Source organism: Brucella sp. NBRC 113783 (assembly GCF_040372265.1).
Taxonomy (GTDB): Bacteria; Pseudomonadota; Alphaproteobacteria; order Rhizobiales; family Rhizobiaceae; genus Brucella; species Brucella teleogrylli.
Genome location: NZ_BAABRX010000009.1, coordinates 14,362 through 30,182 on the forward strand (window position 1 = coordinate 14,362; position 15,821 = coordinate 30,182).

Consider the following 15,821-nt stretch of genomic DNA (forward strand, 5'->3'; position numbering starts at 1 on the left):
AGCGGTCATACTGTTGTAAACGCTCGATATGCTACTTAACCGCTAATGGTGTCGAATTGGACACACCACGTGGCTTAAATCGGCAGCTTAGTCGTGGAGCTCACGCGCAATCGGCGGCCCGAGAATATAATCGGTGAAGGTTGCTTTGAACCCGGCCCGCTCTGGCGAGCAGCACATTAGGCCCACATCGATCTTCGTGCTCGGAGGCAAGTATGCAAGGCGGACTGGGATCCACTTGCCGTCAGTGTGGTCCAGGTATTGAACCCGGATCGCCTCGTGGTGCCGGGTAATGCGGATGCGGACGCCGACGGGGCCGACGGGGACGGGGACGAGTGACCAATCCGAAGTGTCGTTTGTCACGACAACGGAAAAGTACATCTTCCCATCTGTAAATTCGATCCCGGCCTTGACCCAATGGGTCTCGCCGAGTCGAACCATCAGGCCAGCCTGATCATAAAGGACCGTGTAATCGCCTTGGATGGTGACCTCTGCCGTGAAGTCTCCGCTGACCTGTTCGTGGAGGAAATGGCCATCGTCCCGCCAAAAATTGTAGAACGTGTCACGCCAGAAGTCCGTCTTTTCTCCAGTGGTCACCTCTAGGTGACCACCTTCAAAGACTGAGTTCGGCGGCTCGTTGAACCATGTGAAGTCCTTGTCGAAAGCTTTCATCGAGCTGCCTCCGTGTCGGCGATTAATTGAACCAGGTATCCGAGAGCCTATAGCCTTCGGGGAAGGGATCTTCGGGATCGACGCCATAGTGGCTAACACCTGTCAGCCAAGCGCGACCCGACACCTGAGGGGTGATTGCAGGGATGGGACCTGCATTGCCCGTTTCCAGGATCTCACACTCGAAAGCAGTATCGAGGATAGACAGATGTCTGAAGCGCTCACCCACCGCGAGATCGCCCTTTGCGTGAAGCAATGCCATACGGGCCGACGTTCCCGTGCCGCAGGGGCAGCGGTCAAGACGCCCCGGAGAAACCACAACGGCATTCTTCGACGTCTTGAGGCCATCGATGACCTGAAGCGGTCCGGCGAACTCGACCTGATTGATCGTGTGGATGCCAGGATTTTCAGGATGGACGGATGGCAGTTGCACAGCGGCTGCAGCCTTGATCCGCTCACCCAGCTCAACGAGCATTCTCGCTTCCTTGCGGTCGAGCGTTAGCTTGAGGTCTTCAGCGTTCACGATGCAATAGATCATGCCGCCGTAGGCCACATCGACACGAAGATTCCCGATGCCAGGAACCTCAATGGTCGCATCACGATGCATTACGAAAGAGGGAATGTTGCGGAAGGTTATGCGTTTGCACTTGCCATTGCGGCACTCTGCCTCAACCTCGACCAATCCCGCAGGCGTGTCCACGCGAACAATGGTCACCGGCTCCTTCATCGGGATCATGCCTGCTTCAAGCGCAACGGTGACTGTGCAGATAAGGTTCGAGCCAGACATCGGGACGAAGTAGTCCGACTCCATCACGATCATGCCAATGTCTGCATCTTCGCGGCACGGAGGGGTGATGAGGTTGACTGCGGCATTGACGCTGCCGCGCGGATCGAACAGGAGCATGTTGCGGAGCCAGGCGCTATCTTTCTCAAGATTTTCCATTCGCTCAAACATGTTCTTGCCCTTGGGGGGCAGCACACCGCCGGTGATCACTCGGCCAACCTCACCCTCGGCATGGGCGCCGACAACGGTGATGACTTTATCCAGTTGCATTCCAATTCCCTCTGTCTTCGACGACGGTTCAGCACTGTCGCCTAATTGCATCTGCCGATTTGAGCCTTAGACTTCTGCGGCTTTCAAGTTTTTCGTGACGTCGTCGCGTGCGTTTGAGATGTGCTTCGAAAGGAGCTTCTGGGCGAGAACGCCATCGCCCACCTCGAATGCCGCCGCGATTGCGCGATGGTCGTGCAAAGCATTCTGACGCGCTTCTCGGCTATCGATCTGCAGTCTCAGGTATCTGTCCGCCGACTTGTAAAGTGAGGACAGGACAGACAGCGAGCGCCACCGCCCCGACGATGCCGAAAGTGCCTTGTGGAACGCCCAGTTCAAATCACTGAGCTGTGCAGGAGAGAACTCGGCCGCGACCCCTCGCTCGTAGTTCAACAGAGCCTCGTTCACCCGGTGAACATCTTCTTCTGATGCCTTCGCAATGGCCTGACGAAGAATGCTTGGTTCCAAGACGAGGCGAGCATCAAAGATGTCGATAGCATCGTCGACGGTGAGCTGCGCGACGATGGCGCCCTTGTGGGTGTGGATTTGAACGAAGCCTTCCGCCTCAAGCTGAACCAGAGCCTCGCGGATAGGAATCCGCGAAACTCCAAACTCCTCGGCAATCGCCTCCTGCCGGATTTGTTGACCGCCAGGATAGGCGCCGGAGATGATCCGATCTCGGATCAGCTCAAGCACAGTCGCCGTAACGGTATGTCGTTTGATGACCGTCGTGGATGCGCTCATTTTGCTGCCCGCGCTTCATTTTGGGGAGGAGCGGGAAGAACAACCGCTCCGTCGTGGGGCCAGGCGACATGCACGCGGTCACCGACTGCAGGACGACTGATGCCTGGAGCGTTCTGGATCTGTGCGCGAATGATCTCGCCGTTGTCGCTCAGCAGGCTGTAGAATGACCTGCTGCCGGTGAACAGCATATCCGTGACCGTCGCAGCAATGGCGTTGTCGTTTGCGGGCTTGTCAGAACACAGAGAGATTGCTTCAGGTCGAACCGACATGATCGCGGAGCTATTTCGGGCCAGAGCAGTTTCTGACCGGAAGGAGAAATTGCCGTCGGCAGCTTTGAAGGCAGATCGTCCGGCGTTGTCCTCTACAATAGTTCCGTGGAGGATATTGGTCTCGCCCAAGAACTTTGCAGAGAACAGGCAGTTAGGATTGTTGTACATGCGCTGTGGCGTATCGATCTGTACAATCCTGCCACGATCAATCAGCACTACACGGTCCGAGAGGATCATTGCCTCATCCTGATCGTGGGTGACGTAGATGAAGGTCGCGCCCGTCTCAGCATGGATGCGCTTCATCTCGGTGAGCATATGCTGGCGAATTTTCAGATCCAGTGCCGCCAAGGGCTCATCCAGGAGCAATACCTTTGGCTCGTTCACAAGCGCTCGGGCAAGAGCGACGCGCTGGCACTGGCCACCGCTGAGTTCCGTGATGTAGCGATGCTGCAGGTGTTCCATCTGCACAATTTTCAGCATGCGCTGGACACGCTCGCGGCGCTCATCCTTTCCAATGGCTTTGACCTTCAGGCCGTAAGCTACATTTTCGAAGACGTCCAAATGCGGGAAAAGGGCATAGCGCTGGAACACCATGTTGACCGGGCGCTTTTCAGGCGCGAGCGTAGCGACGTCCTTGGCGTCGATCTTCAGCGAGCCGGAGGTCAGGCTCTCGAAGCCCGCGATGATACGCATCAGGGTTGTCTTACCGCAACCGCTCGGCCCAAGAAGGGTCACGATCTCGCCTTTTGCGATGCTGATATTGATATCGTCCAGAGCGGTGAACTTGCCGAACACCTTCTTACCGTTCGTGATCTCGATGATCGGAGTAGGATTGGTCATGGTCTTGCTCCCTTTACGCGGCTTCGCGGCCCGACAGATTGGCTGCTCGCTTCATTGCGGAAATGACCAGCGCGATGGTGATAATTGCAATGGTGAAGATCATTGCGAGCGTGGAGATGGCATTGATCAGCGGGGTGACGGTCCTTCGCATCATCGACCAAATGTACATCGGCAGCGTTGTCTCCGTGCCAGAGACGAAGGCGGTGACCACGAACTCGTCGAAGGACAAGGCAAAGCTCAACACCGCGCAGGAGATCAAGGTTGGCGCGATCAACGGAAGCGTCACGCGTCGGAACGTAAGAATTTGCGAGGCTCCCAGGTCACGCGACGCTTCCTCCAGACTCGGATCGAACAACGCCAATCGAGCACGCATGGCGATCATCAACATCGGGAGGGCCAAGACAACGTGCGAAACGACAATCGTGACCATCGAGAGCTGTACACCAACTTGCGACGCCAGAACGAGCAAGGATACGCCAAGGAAAAGGCCGGGAAGGGCAATAGGCGTGATGCACAGAACTTCCAAGATGCCGCGTCCAGTCTTGCCGAAACGGAGCCAAGCAAGGGAGGCGGCCGCACCTAGAACGAGGGTCACAATTGCGGTGAGCGTTGCGATCATCAGGCTCTTCCACAGTGCTCGGGTGAGCTGCGGATCAGTGAAGATCTGCTCGTACCAACGGAAGCTGTAGCCGTTGATCGGAAAGGTGAACGACTGATCAGCGTTGAAGCTGAACAAAACGATCAGCGCGAGGGGGATCAGAAGGAAGGCGACGATGAGATAGACGATGAACCGCAGCAACATCACTTTGCCTCCTTTGAAGCGCGATGGGACCGCGTGAGCCCTGTGGCTCGGGCAATCGCGCTGATGATGACGTAGATCAGGATTGAGATCAGGAACATGAGGAATGCCTGAGCGGCACCCATGGGCCAATTGCCCGTCTTTCTGAACTGATCAGCGATGAGGAGACCTGTCGTCTGGCCCGATGAGCCGCCGACCATTTGCGGTGTCACATAGTCACTTGCGGCCAAAATGAAGGTGAGCATGAACGCACCGATCAGGCCCTGGGCGGCATTTGGCGCAACGACCCTTATGAATGCTCCGACCGGGCCGGTGCCGAGATCGCGGGACGCCTCAATCAGCTCCTTCTTGATCTCGCTCATGGCGGAGACAACCATCAGGATTGCGAAGGGGAGGTAGATGTGGACGAGGGTCACACCGACCGCAAACGGGCTGAACAGGAACGCCTCAATGGGCTTGGAGATTATTCCGAGCTGGAGCAGTGCCGTGTTCAACAGGCCGTTGGTACCCAGAAGCGTTCGCCAGGCATAAATTCGGACGAGGTAGCTGGAGAACCAGGTGATCAGCACCAGGTAGAATATCACCTTCGACTTGGTGACATAGGTTAGGTAATAGGCCACCGGAATGGATAGAACGACCGTGACAGCAGCTGTCACCAGCCCGATCACAATGGCGTTGATCGTTACGGTCAGAAATAGCTGCGACTGGATGGCCGTCAGGTAGTTCGTCAGAACGAAATCCGGCACAATCCGAAACGAACTCGCAGTCCAAAAGCTGTACCAAAACAAAAGCAGGCTTGGCGCGACGAAGAAAATGGCCATGTAAACGACCGCTGGCGCGGCCAAATAACCGCCAGCCTTTTGTGAGCTAACCACCGAACAACCTCCGGGCAATTGAAGCTGGCCGGGCCACCGGCCCGGCACTATAAGATTACATACCGGCTTTGAACTGCTGCCAGGCCTGGATCCAGTCGTCGTAAGTCGCCACGTTACCATCGCCTTCGACCGGGGGGATGCCAGGAAGACCGGCGGCAAAGAGGGAGTCGACCTTGGAGTAGTCGATCCGCTTGTGTGCGGCCTCATCCAAAAGCTCGACGGCCTTCTTGGAGACCGGCGCCTGATTGATCGCCATTGCGACATTCGCCTGGACCTGAGGATCGAGCGACTGATTGATGAACGCGTGGGCTGTCTCAATGTTGTCGGCAGAGACCGGGATGAACCAAGCGTCGACCCAGAGAACCGGTCCTTCTTTCGGCAACGCCAGCTTCAACGGGACACCCTGCGCGGTAACCTGCTGGATGATCTGAGGGTCGGCGACCAGAACGGCCAGCACTTCCTTCGAAGCCACGAAGTTTGCGACATCACCCTGATTGACTGCGATCAAGCGAGCCTGTTCGCGGAATGGCACGAATTTCTCGAAAGCGGTCTTGAGCTCATCCTTGCTGAGCAGGGGATACTTGTCACCAAACCCAGCGAGACGCGCGATGAGCGGCCAGTTGCCGGTGGCGTCATCCATGATCGCGATCTTGCCCTTCAGCTCGGGCTTCAGCAGGTCATTGTAGGACGTCGGCTCCTGCATTTCTGCAGAATTGTACAGAAGCGAGTTGAAGCCCCAGATATACGGCGAGCCCCAATGCTTGCCGTCGCGGAACCACGTCGGCTTGTCGAAGAACTCGGGGAAGAGGTTGTCCGCGTTGTAGTTCGGGATCTTCGAGATATCCAGCGGCGTGACGATCTTGAGATCGTCGACGTACAGCTTGCTGTAGGCCTGATTGTACTCAGCGAGGTCGATTGGCGGCGGATTTCCGGCAATAAACTTGGTGTGAACATCGTCCTGCGAAGCGATGGACGTGGTCTCGACCGTGACGCCGTTCTTGTCACGCCAATCCTTGAGTTCCTTGGTCAGGTCATAGCCTTCCCATGCCATGATTTGGAGGTCTCCGCCCGACGCGGCGAGAGCAGGAGTGGCAAAAACCCGCGCAAAAGCGACTTGGACACCAACCGCTGCCGTAGCGGTTAGTAGAGCGCGACGACTGACTTCGAATGATGGGGTTCCGAGATACCGATGATTTGTCATTTGCATTCCCCTTTCGGTGTTTATATAAAGGATATTGGATACAAAATGACGAACTTGTCAATAGCGTTCGGCCCAATGCGCACTTGGTCGCAACGGAACTTTAACTAATTTTGCGCGGTGCAATTGGTCTGAACGCTATGGAGACGCATGTTCCTTTGGGAGTCGTGCGCCCCGAATGGAGCCAGCTCGAATTCAACTGCATCCGAATATGTTCTTGCGCGATTGGAGATTGGATGCAATATAACAATAAGACAATTTTTGGTGTGATGGCTTTTAGCTATCAGAATCGATGAAAGGTGCGACATGACCGTTAGAACCCATGGCCTTTGGCTCGACGGAAAGAGAGAACGTCCTGAGGCAAATGAGACATTTGACCGTCGTTCCCCTGCGTCAGGAGCCGTCGTTGCGTCCGTATGCCTGGCGTCGGTCAGCGATGTGCAAAGGGCGGTGGCTTCTGCAAAGTCGGCATTCGATCACGGCGCGTGGTCACAAATGGCTGCAATCGAACGAGGGAAGATCATTCAGCGCTTTGCCGATCTGATTGCGTCGGAGATCGATAAGCTCAGCCAAATTGAGGCGGATGAGGCGGGCAAGACGCTTGCCGCCGCCCGTGGCGAGATCGAATGGTCTATCGAGTTGGCTCGCTTTGCTGCCACGCTGGCCTGGAACATTCCAGGACGCGTTGTCAACCACGAGGGCGCGGACAAGCTTGGCTTGGTGACGTACGAAGCTTTGCCGGTGGTTGGTATGATCCTTCCCTGGAATTTTCCAACCGTCACGCTCTTCCAGAAACTTCCCTATGCATTGGTTGCGGGCTGCTCGGTCGTTATCAAGCCGTCCACGTTCACGCCGGGAACAACCTTGGAATATGCGAGGATCGCTAAGGAAGCAGGGATTCCCGATGGTGTGATCTCTGTGATCCCGGGCAATGGTGACGATGTTGGAGAGACGCTTTGCGGGCATCCCGACGTCGACATGATTTCTTTCACGGGGTCGACGACAGTTGGTCGGAGAATCGCCAGTGTCTGTGGCCAGAATCTGAAAAAGGTCGCGCTCGAACTTGGCGGCAAGGGCGCAAACATCGTGTTTGCAGACGCTGACCTGGACGCTGCCGTCGACGGCGCATTGGCGGCGTTCACCATCAATCAGGGTGAGGAGTGCTGCGCAGGTGCTCGTCTCATCATCGATGAGAAGATCGCATCTGAGTTTGTCGAGAGACTCGCTGCCAAAGCGAAGGCTCTCAAGCTTGGCGGGGCTTCTGACGAAGGCGCGGACATCGGTCCGATGATCCATGAGCAGCACCAGGAAAAGGTGTTGGGCTACATTGAGAAGACCAAGGACGAAGGCGCAACTCTCGTGACGGGCGGTGGCCGGCCGGGCGACGAGCGGCTCAAGGACGGCTTGTATGTCGAGCCGACGATCTTCACCGGCATCACGCCTGAGATGACCATTTTCAACGAAGAGGTATTCGGACCGGTTCTGGGCGTAACCACGTTCTCCAGCGACGCCGAGGCGATTAGCCTGGCGAATTCTACGGCCTATGGCCTGGCAAATGGTCTCTGGACGACCAACCTGGATCGCGCAATGGCCGTGTCTCGCTCGCTGAAGAGCGGCTTCGTCTACATCAACTGCTACTTGGAGACTGTACCTCAACTGCCGTTCGGCGGGATGAAGGCAAGTGGACTTGGCCGTGAAAATGGCTCCGAAGGTCTGCTCGAATTCATGCAAACGAAGTCCACGTTCGCTCGACTTCGCTTCTAATCGTCAATTCAGGGGAGGGGATGACTTATATGAAGCCGCTGCGCTTTGGAATCGTTTCAACAGCAAAGATTGCTCGTGATTGGGTCATCCCCGCCATGAAGGCGGTTGATGAGTGCGAGGTGGTAGCGGTCTGCTCCCGCGACGCAGAAAGGGCCGCGTCTGTGGCGGAGGAATTCGATATTCCTTCCCACTATGCCTCTTTGGGCGACCTGTTATCGGACCCATCTGTCGATGCGGTTTATATCCCGACGCCCAATAGCTGCCACGTCGATGAGGCGATTGAAGCGCTGAACGCAGGAAAGCATGTTCTCTGCGAAAAGCCCCTGGGCATCGATACTGCCGACGCTGGGCGCCTTGAAGAAGCACAGCGCCGCACGGGACTCCAAGTCTCCGAGGCGATCATGGTTCGCTATCACCCAAGATGGCTTGCGGCGCGAGAGATTATCCGCAGCGGCAGGTTGGGCGAGGTAAAGCAGGTTCACGCAACCTACAGCGTGATGAACTCGAACCCGGGCGATATCCGCTTCCGAAAGGATTTGGCGGGAGGGGCTCTGGGCGATGTCGGTTTGTATCCTATTACAGCGGCGCGTTTCCTGTTCGAGGCAGAGCCTGTGGCAGCTACAGCGGTCTTCGAGAAGTCCGAGCCGGATGGTGTCGATATCGCCGTGTCCGGCATGCTTGAGTTTCCAAATTACAGAAATCTTCTGTTTAGTGGGGCGCTGAGGCAGGCCTGGTCACACTGGATCATGGTGACTGGTACCGAAGGTTGGATGGAGATCCCGATAGCGGTATGGCCGTCTGCCAGTCAGGAGACGATCATCCGTGTCAGAGGACGGGACGACCTATTCGACCAGGATGTTGAAGTAATCCGCTTCGATCCGACCAACCAGTATGAGCATGAGGTTCGCGCGTTTGCTCGTGCAGTACGAGGGGATGCTGACCAACCATGGCCCATCGCGAACGCGGTGGCGGGGATGCGGATCTTGGATGCAATCAGGCTGTCCGCAGAGAGCGGTAACCGAGTGGTCATCTAGCTGAGCGGTTGCGAGCGATGGCCGTAAAGCTGAAAGAACTCTCCGAGATGCTCGGGTTGTCACCGACAACTGTCAGCCGCGCAATTAATGGCTACCCTGAAGTCTCTGAAGACACCCGCGCGAGAGTTTTGGAGGCCGTTAAGGCGACGGGTTACAAGGCAAACCAGGCTGCCCGCAGGCTCGCGCTTGGAGCGCCTCGGCTTCTTGGACTAGTCCTTCCCGTAGAGAAGGCGGCATTTGGAAGCTTGGTGGAAATCCTTCCATCGCTTTCGGATCGCTTCGCGCTGCACGGCTATCGGATCGTCCTTCTGCCGCCACTCAGAGATAAAAACATAGCGAATTTCTACAGGCATGCCCTGAATCTCGACATCGAAGGCATGGTTTGGGCACAGCCCAATAAAGAAACGCAGATGCTCATACGCACTGAACGGTCTTTAATCTCGACGGTGATCGTGGATCTCGATGGGAACATTCCCGCAGATTTCGCCGGTATGACCATAGACCATGCAAATGCGGCGGCAGCAGCGGGCAAGTTCCTCTTACAACTCGGCCATAGGCACGTTCGGCTTATAGTTGATCCGCGTGAACCCGGTCGCAATGCTATGATTTCGGAAGGAATGGAGCAGGCGCTGGACGCATTCGGGCACCGGGGCGCAAGCTACTCTGTGGGAATTCTCTGTGACCTTCAGGCGGGAAATAGCAGACCCTACGCTCTGGAGGGTGGCGCGTGGCCGACAGCATTGGTCTGCTCGAATATGGCGATTTTCAAGGCTGCTCGCGATGCCGCGCTTAAGCGCGGTTTAGTGGTTGGCAGGGACGTCTCCATAATTGGGCAACAGGCCAATGAATTCGGACTTGGCGCTGACGACGAGATGCTTTAGCGACCCGACTGTGTTGGAGTGAACAAAAATTCTCGGCAGAGCTGGCCGATCTTCTCATGTCACGAGTCCGTGACCCAGAAGCCAGAACTCCATCCATGAAGTTGCGTCCAGATCTAATTGTTGGAGCGACGACAGGGCCGATTTCCTCGGCTGCTTAGTTGAACAATTACCGTTGCTTAGGACCTCGACTCGCCACCTTAACGCTGGCGTGAGCGTTTTGCCGCACCCTCAATCTTGGGTGGCTGAAAATCTTAAAATCAATCGATTGAAACATTAGCAAATACGTTGACACTCGCCCTTATTGTATCCAATATTCTTTATATCGCCTAACAACCAAGGGGAACGCGATCATGATGACGACCTGCCTCAAATACCTCAACTCGGCACTGACTACAGCTGCCGGGGTCCTGCTCTGCACATCTGTTGTGTTGGCTCAGGACGCGAAAGATCTGTCTGGGAAGATTTATCTTCTCACCCCGAACGCCCAAATCACCCGTTTCGACGCATATGATGGTCCTGGCATGCGGGAGGCGCTCAAGAAGTACGCGCCCAACCTCGAACTGGTGATTCAGAGCGCTGACAACGACCCCGCACGCCAGCTTGAGCAGGCAAATGCCGCGATCACAGACGGTGCGAAGGCCATCATCCTCGCTCCAGCTGTCCCGAACCAGAGCCAGGGCATTGTGCAGGTCGCCCACGATGCGAAGATTCCCGTGATCGGCTACGCGTTCAATTCGGACAACAGCGACATCGACTACTACGTTACCGTTCCCTTCGAGCCAATCGGCGAACAGGTTGCGAAATACGCGTTGGATCAGCTTGCTCCGCTCAACAAGAAGCCGCTCCGGATCGGTCTGATCACCGGCGACCCATCCTACTTCTTCGACCGCGAAATTGTCTCTGGCACGGACAAGGTCCTGAAGCCTTCTATCGACTCGGGTGCCGTGGAGGTCGTCTGCAAGACCGACAACCTCCAGCTCTCTGAAGAGAACGCACGCGTGGCCACCGAAGGATGCATCGAGCAGTCGGCAGGGGATCTTGATGCGATCCTCGTGCACAACGACTCGTCAGCGAACGGCGTGATCGCGGCTCTTTCCGCTCAAAACCTTCTCGGCAAGATCAAGGTATTTGGCGGTTACGACAGCCAAGCCGGTACGATCCAGCACCTGCTGGCTGGCAATATCGAGAACGACATGGTGCCGCCGTACGAGAAGATGGCTGACACAGCCATTAAGCTCGCCGTCGCCCTTCTGACGAAGAGCGGGGAAGAGAAGTCCATGGTCAACGGCGAATACGACAACGGTTTCAAGAAGGTCCCTGCGATCTTCAACGAGAACGTATTCATCACCCGCGACAACGTGAAGACTGAGCTTGTCGATAAGGGTATCCTGTCGCTGTCCGACATCTGCGCGGGCCCCGCGACAGAAGCCGCACTCTGCAAAAAATAAGTGGAGTTCGTAATGTCCCAGACACCGTTGAACAACTCGACGCCCGCTCTTGAGCTTCGCGGTATCACCAAAAGGTTTGGTGGTATCGTCGCTCTCGAAAATGTCTCCATTTCGGTCCGGCCAGGCGAGGTACTCGCCCTGGTCGGTGACAATGGCGCGGGAAAATCCACTCTCATCAAGACCATTGCGGGCATCAATATTCCCGACACGGGAGAAATCTGGGTCGAGGGAAAAGTCGCCAAGATTTCTGGTCCGCAAGACTCCATGGGCTATGGCATCCAGACGGTCTACCAGGACCTCGCCCTCTGCGACAATCTCGATACCGTCCAGAACTTATTCCTTGGGCGTGAACTGCATGGAGGGCTTCTTAGCGGACGCCGCCTCCGCCGGGCAGACATGGAGAACCACGCGAAGAAGGTGCTGAGCGAACTCGGCGTCCGAACGCTACGCGATCTTTCCGCTCCTGTTGGCAGTCTGTCTGGCGGCCAAAGGCAGTCGGTTGCGATCTGCAGGTCTGTACTTTGGGAGCCCAAGGTCGTGCTGCTTGATGAGCCGACGGCCGCGTTGGGTGTTGCTCAGCGCAAGGAGGTGATGTCGTTGATCCTCCGGCTCAGGGCCACCAATCACGCTGTGATCGTCATTTCGCACGATCTGGCGGACGTCCAGGAGATGGCCGACAAGGTTACCGTTCTGCGGCTTGGCCGGAAGGTTACGGAGTTCTCGAAAGGCTCCTTCAGTCGCGATGACCTCGTTTCCGCAATCACCGGCCTGACGGCCTCTGCAGCCTAGAGGACCCTCTCATGACAAAGGTCAAGAACATGTCCATGTCGAACCAGAAGCTGGTCCCAGCAAACGATAGCTCCTCGAAAGAACTCAAGCGCCAGATTTTGGACGGATTCAGCGGAAAGTACCGGTTTGTGCCGGTCCTGTTGGCAATCGCGCTGGTCTGGGTTCTCTTCTACGCTATGAACGACCGCTTCCTCACCCCGAGAAATCTGACAAATCTGTCGGTTCAGATCGTCGTTACGTCAATGCTCGCTCTGGGGCTGGTGCTGGTTTTGATCATTAAGGAAATCGATCTCTCCGTCGCGTCGCTGAGCGCGATGTCTGCCGGGATCATGGGCTACATGATGGTGACGCTCGGAATTCCGGCGTACTGGAGCCTCCTTGCTGCTATCGCTTCAGGCTCTCTCGTTGGTCTCGTGCAGTCCATCGTCATCACAAAGTTCCGAGCACCAGCATTTATCGTCACGCTCGGTACCTCACTCGCGATGCAGGGCATTCTGCTCATGCTTCTGCCGAGAAGCGGCTCGATCCCACTCTCGGGAACCGACGTTCAGTGGATCGCGAACAGCTTCCTTCCGCCGCTCGCAGGTTATAGCCTGGTCGCTGCAGGTGTCATCGCGTCCGCTATTCTTGTTGCTCAATCGACGAGCCACAAGAAGAAACTCGGCACGTACAATGCCTCTGCGCTCGCTACCTGGGCACCTGTTATTGCCCTTGCGGTAGCAGGAAACGCTGTTGTGTGGGTTCTGAACCTTGATCGCGGCGTTCCGACCCCCGTCGCTATCTTGATCGTGCTGCTATCGATCCTGGGCTATATCACCACGCAGACCCGCTTTGGGACGTATCTCTACGCGCTTGGCGGCAGTGTTGAAGCGAGCCGACGCGCCGCAATCAACATTTCTCGTATCCGCATTTACACGTTCATGACCGCAGGGGCTCTCTCGGGTGTCGCGGGCATCATCGCTGCGTCTCGAACGCTCGGCGTGTCCGCACAGTCGGGAAGTGGCACCTTGCTGTTGGAGGCTGTGGCTGCTGCTGTAATCGGCGGAGCCAGCTTGTTCGGTGGGAAGGGGTCCGTTTGGGCGGCTCTTCTGGGGGCGCTCCTTATCGGATCGATCACCAACGGGCTCGCTCTCGTCAATGCTCCGACCGAGATCAAGTATCTCGTCCAAGGTGCGGTGCTTGTGCTCGCGGTGACTGCCGACGGCCTTTTGGCTCGGGACCAGCGCAGCAAGTAAGTCGAAGATGAAATGAGGACCATACGGCGTGGGGAAATGCCCCACGCTGCGGTTACGGGAAAAATTATGAAGATACTGGGTTACACCAACAAACTGAGCGTCGAAGCGGGCGACCAGGTCGAGTTCAAGGTTAGCGCAGCCGAAAAGCCCTATAATGTCGAGTTCGTGCGGCTCCGTGGAGTTGACACTACCGCAGAGGGCAGGCCGGTACGCGAAGAGCAGTTGATTGGGGCTTTGGGCGGAATATTTCAGGGACGCAATCAGCCGCTTCGACCTGGTTCTTACGGACTTGTGACGCCGGAGCAGCCTGTTTCGCTATCATCCTACGGATTTCAGCTCTGGGTGTTTCCGACGCTCGCGGATCGGGAATGTCAGACCCTGCTCAGCGTCGAAGGCAGCGATCCGAGAGGTTCTTGGTCGGTCGTCACTACAGTGGAGGGCTTCGAGCTGCGGTTGGGAGCAGGGCAGTCCACCGTCAAAGTGCCGGTTGAAAATCATACCGGTGCTTGGATTAAGGTTTCCGGCGGTGTCGGCCAGTCGAAAGCTTCGCTACAGATCGAAGTCGATGGGCAATGGCCTTCGCAAAGAGCTTCTGCGGCCAATGAGGTCGATCTTGTTGGCGCGGTCGAGGTCTTCGAGGTTCGTCGGATTGTCATTGGAGCGCGTCTCGATAATTCCGGATACCCAACCGACTGTTTCAACGGTCGGATCGAAAATCCGGCAATATTCAGCTTGCCGCCTGCAGAAATTGGCTCAGGGCAGCGGGCCATAGCTCAATGGGACTTCAGCGTCGGTATAGACTCCCTTGATATTTCAGACGTCAGCGGCAATGGCCTCAACGGCGTTCTATTCAACCGTCCGGCCAGAGGTATTAGAAGCCATAGCTGGAGCGGCGAACATGTCAGGTACCAGGAGAGCCCCTCTGAGTGGGCTGCCATCCATTTTCACGAAGACGACCTGAACGATGCGAATTGGAAGACAGACTTCACGTTGCGAATTCCTGACGGAACTCACAGTGGCGTCTACGCTGCGAAAGTCGAGCAGGACGGGACGACGGAGTATCTCCCGTTTTATATTCGGGGCGGCGCCTCGTCGGGCAACAAGGTTCTGTTCCTTGCGCCAACAAACACTTACCTCGCCTACGCCAACGAACACCTTGGGTTCGGCGAGCGCGGGGAAGCGCACGAGAAGCGCATGCGTGACAAGATCCAGTTGAATGCCACGGATACCTTCATCCATACGCATCCTGAACTTGGCCTCTCGATCTACGACCGGCATGCTGACAGTAGTGGTGTAATGCACTCATCCTGGAACCGGCCGGTCGTGAACTTTCAGCCCAACTACATCACTTGGCTGAACGCTTCTCGACGCCACTTCGCTGCTGATTTCTTCATCCTGGGCTGGCTGGAGAGTTTGGGGCAGGGGTTTGACGTTGCTACGGACGAGGACCTCCATAATCTCGGCGAGAGTTTGCTGAGCCGATATGACGTAGTCGTCTCTGGCTCTCACCCGGAATATCCGACGTCCAGCGAGATGCGCAGTCTGAAGTCCTTCGTGGCTAAGGGCGGGAAGATAATGTATCTCGGTGGAAACGGCTGGTACTGGGTCACGAGCTTCGGCAACGCAGACACTCGGACCCTGGAATGCCGTCGCGGATACTCGGGCGAGCGAAACTGGACGTCTCATCCTGCCGAGCTGATGCATAGCACCACTGGGGAGATCGGCGGTCTGTATACGCACCGTGGTCAGGGCAGCAGGCTGTTCTTTGGTGTGGCGTCTGCTGGTGTAGGATGGGGCACCGCCTCGGGCTACACCCGGACCGACGACTCCTACAGCGAGGATATTGCCTTCCTCTTCGATGGCATCGAAGAGAAGCTTATCGGCGACTTCGGCTACGTCCTGGACGGTGCAGCGGGCGATGAGCTGGACAGTGCCGACTTTGAAAACGGCACGCCGAGCAATGCTCGCATCATTCTCAGCTCGCGGCACAACGACACCTACTACCCATTCCTGGAGTCGGTTACGCAGGTCGAGCCGAATGTCAGCGGTACACACAATCCAAATGTCCGAGCAGACGTCGTGTACATCGATACGGGTGGTGGCGGTAAACTCTTCTCGGTCGGATCGATTTGCTGGGCAGGATCGCTGGCCTTCAATGAGTACAAGAACAATGTCGCGGCGCTCTCAACCAACGTCCTGCGTCATTTCCTGAAGCAGTCTTAAGACAT

The 15,821-nt window shown here is 56.6% G+C and carries 14 protein-coding genes; 7 read left to right on the forward strand and 7 right to left on the reverse strand.

The annotated features are described in order from the left end of the window. Nucleotides 1–87: 87 nt before the first annotated feature. The 7 genes from ABWW11_RS21035 to ABWW11_RS21065 form a co-directional block, all read right to left on the reverse strand. Nucleotides 88–669: a DUF1349 domain-containing protein gene (locus ABWW11_RS21035; protein ID WP_319081032.1), complete on the reverse strand. Its 582-nt coding sequence runs from the start codon at nt 667–669 to the stop codon at nt 88–90. Between the two features lie 22 nt (nt 670–691). Next, on the reverse strand, nt 692–1,720 hold the full coding sequence (locus ABWW11_RS21040) for a proline racemase family protein (protein ID WP_319081033.1): 1,029 nt from the start codon (nt 1,718–1,720) through the stop codon (nt 692–694). A gap of 66 nt (nt 1,721–1,786) precedes the next feature. Continuing rightward, the gene (locus tag ABWW11_RS21045; protein WP_319081034.1) at nt 1,787–2,461 is read right to left on the reverse strand and encodes a GntR family transcriptional regulator; all 675 of its coding nucleotides are present in this window, start codon (nt 2,459–2,461) and stop codon (nt 1,787–1,789) included. Continuing rightward, nucleotides 2,458–3,570, reverse strand: a complete 1,113-nt coding sequence (locus tag ABWW11_RS21050; RefSeq protein WP_319081035.1) for an ABC transporter ATP-binding protein — start codon at nt 3,568–3,570, stop codon at nt 2,458–2,460. Before ABWW11_RS21050 ends, ABWW11_RS21045 begins: the two co-directional genes overlap by 4 nt. A 13-nt stretch (nt 3,571–3,583) precedes the next feature. Then, a complete protein-coding gene (locus ABWW11_RS21055) occupies nt 3,584–4,372 on the reverse strand; it encodes an ABC transporter permease (protein ID WP_319081036.1) in 789 nt (262 codons plus the stop codon). Next, on the reverse strand, nt 4,372–5,244 hold the full coding sequence (locus tag ABWW11_RS21060; protein ID WP_319081037.1) for an ABC transporter permease: 873 nt from the start codon (nt 5,242–5,244) through the stop codon (nt 4,372–4,374). Before ABWW11_RS21060 ends, ABWW11_RS21055 begins: the two co-directional genes overlap by 1 nt. Before the next feature lie 55 nt (nt 5,245–5,299). After that, on the reverse strand, nt 5,300–6,295 hold the full coding sequence (locus ABWW11_RS21065) for an ABC transporter substrate-binding protein (protein ID WP_319081038.1): 996 nt from the start codon (nt 6,293–6,295) through the stop codon (nt 5,300–5,302). A gap of 453 nt (nt 6,296–6,748) precedes the next feature. Here ABWW11_RS21065 and ABWW11_RS21070 point away from each other — a divergent pair, with 453 nt between their 5' ends. The 7 genes from ABWW11_RS21070 (at nt 6,749) to ABWW11_RS21100 (ending at nt 15,816) form a co-directional block, all read left to right on the forward strand. Then, nucleotides 6,749–8,206 carry an aldehyde dehydrogenase family protein gene (locus tag ABWW11_RS21070; RefSeq protein ID WP_319081039.1) on the forward strand — a complete coding sequence of 486 codons (1,458 nt, stop codon included), beginning with the start codon at nt 6,749–6,751 and terminating at the stop codon, nt 8,204–8,206. Nucleotides 8,207–8,235: 29 nt separating this feature from the next. After that, nucleotides 8,236–9,240 (forward strand): Gfo/Idh/MocA family protein, encoded by a 1,005-nt coding sequence (locus ABWW11_RS21075; RefSeq protein ID WP_319081040.1) that lies wholly within the window; start codon nt 8,236–8,238, stop codon nt 9,238–9,240. Between the two features lie 17 nt (nt 9,241–9,257). Further along, nucleotides 9,258–10,121 (forward strand): LacI family DNA-binding transcriptional regulator, encoded by an 864-nt coding sequence (locus ABWW11_RS21080; RefSeq protein ID WP_319081041.1) that lies wholly within the window; start codon nt 9,258–9,260, stop codon nt 10,119–10,121. A 350-nt stretch (nt 10,122–10,471) separates the two neighbouring features. Continuing rightward, the gene (locus ABWW11_RS21085; RefSeq protein ID WP_319081042.1) at nt 10,472–11,569 is read left to right on the forward strand and encodes a substrate-binding domain-containing protein; all 1,098 of its coding nucleotides are present in this window, start codon (nt 10,472–10,474) and stop codon (nt 11,567–11,569) included. Nucleotides 11,570–11,581: 12 nt separating this feature from the next. Next, nucleotides 11,582–12,358: an ATP-binding cassette domain-containing protein gene (locus ABWW11_RS21090; protein WP_319081043.1), complete on the forward strand. Its 777-nt coding sequence runs from the start codon at nt 11,582–11,584 to the stop codon at nt 12,356–12,358. A gap of 11 nt (nt 12,359–12,369) precedes the next feature. Beyond that, the gene (locus ABWW11_RS21095) at nt 12,370–13,593 is read left to right on the forward strand and encodes a sugar ABC transporter permease (RefSeq protein WP_319081044.1); all 1,224 of its coding nucleotides are present in this window, start codon (nt 12,370–12,372) and stop codon (nt 13,591–13,593) included. Between the two features lie 66 nt (nt 13,594–13,659). Further along, a complete protein-coding gene (locus tag ABWW11_RS21100; RefSeq protein WP_319081045.1) occupies nt 13,660–15,816 on the forward strand; it encodes a N,N-dimethylformamidase beta subunit family domain-containing protein in 2,157 nt (718 codons plus the stop codon). Nucleotides 15,817–15,821 lie beyond the last annotated feature (5 nt).

What these genes read in the sequence shown, in the direction of transcription:
- ABWW11_RS21050 (WP_319081035.1), bottom strand. Translation starts at nt 3,570, where the DNA reads ATGACCAATCCTACTCCGATCATCGAGATCACGAACGGTAAGAAGGTG.
- ABWW11_RS21040 (WP_319081033.1), bottom strand. Translation starts at nt 1,720, where the DNA reads ATGCAACTGGATAAAGTCATCACCGTTGTCGGCGCCCATGCCGAGGGT.
- ABWW11_RS21095 (WP_319081044.1), top strand. Translation starts at nt 12,370, where the DNA reads ATGACAAAGGTCAAGAACATGTCCATGTCGAACCAGAAGCTGGTCCCA.
- ABWW11_RS21090 (WP_319081043.1), top strand. Translation starts at nt 11,582, where the DNA reads ATGTCCCAGACACCGTTGAACAACTCGACGCCCGCTCTTGAGCTTCGC.
- ABWW11_RS21100 (WP_319081045.1), top strand. Translation starts at nt 13,660, where the DNA reads ATGAAGATACTGGGTTACACCAACAAACTGAGCGTCGAAGCGGGCGAC.
- ABWW11_RS21080 (WP_319081041.1), top strand. Translation starts at nt 9,258, where the DNA reads ATGGCCGTAAAGCTGAAAGAACTCTCCGAGATGCTCGGGTTGTCACCG.
- ABWW11_RS21075 (WP_319081040.1), top strand. Translation starts at nt 8,236, where the DNA reads ATGAAGCCGCTGCGCTTTGGAATCGTTTCAACAGCAAAGATTGCTCGT.
- ABWW11_RS21035 (WP_319081032.1), bottom strand. Translation starts at nt 669, where the DNA reads ATGAAAGCTTTCGACAAGGACTTCACATGGTTCAACGAGCCGCCGAAC.
- ABWW11_RS21045 (WP_319081034.1), bottom strand. Translation starts at nt 2,461, where the DNA reads ATGAGCGCATCCACGACGGTCATCAAACGACATACCGTTACGGCGACT.
- ABWW11_RS21070 (WP_319081039.1), top strand. Translation starts at nt 6,749, where the DNA reads ATGACCGTTAGAACCCATGGCCTTTGGCTCGACGGAAAGAGAGAACGT.
- ABWW11_RS21065 (WP_319081038.1), bottom strand. Translation starts at nt 6,295, where the DNA reads ATGGCATGGGAAGGCTATGACCTGACCAAGGAACTCAAGGATTGGCGT.
- ABWW11_RS21055 (WP_319081036.1), bottom strand. Translation starts at nt 4,372, where the DNA reads ATGTTGCTGCGGTTCATCGTCTATCTCATCGTCGCCTTCCTTCTGATC.
- ABWW11_RS21085 (WP_319081042.1), top strand. Translation starts at nt 10,472, where the DNA reads ATGATGACGACCTGCCTCAAATACCTCAACTCGGCACTGACTACAGCT.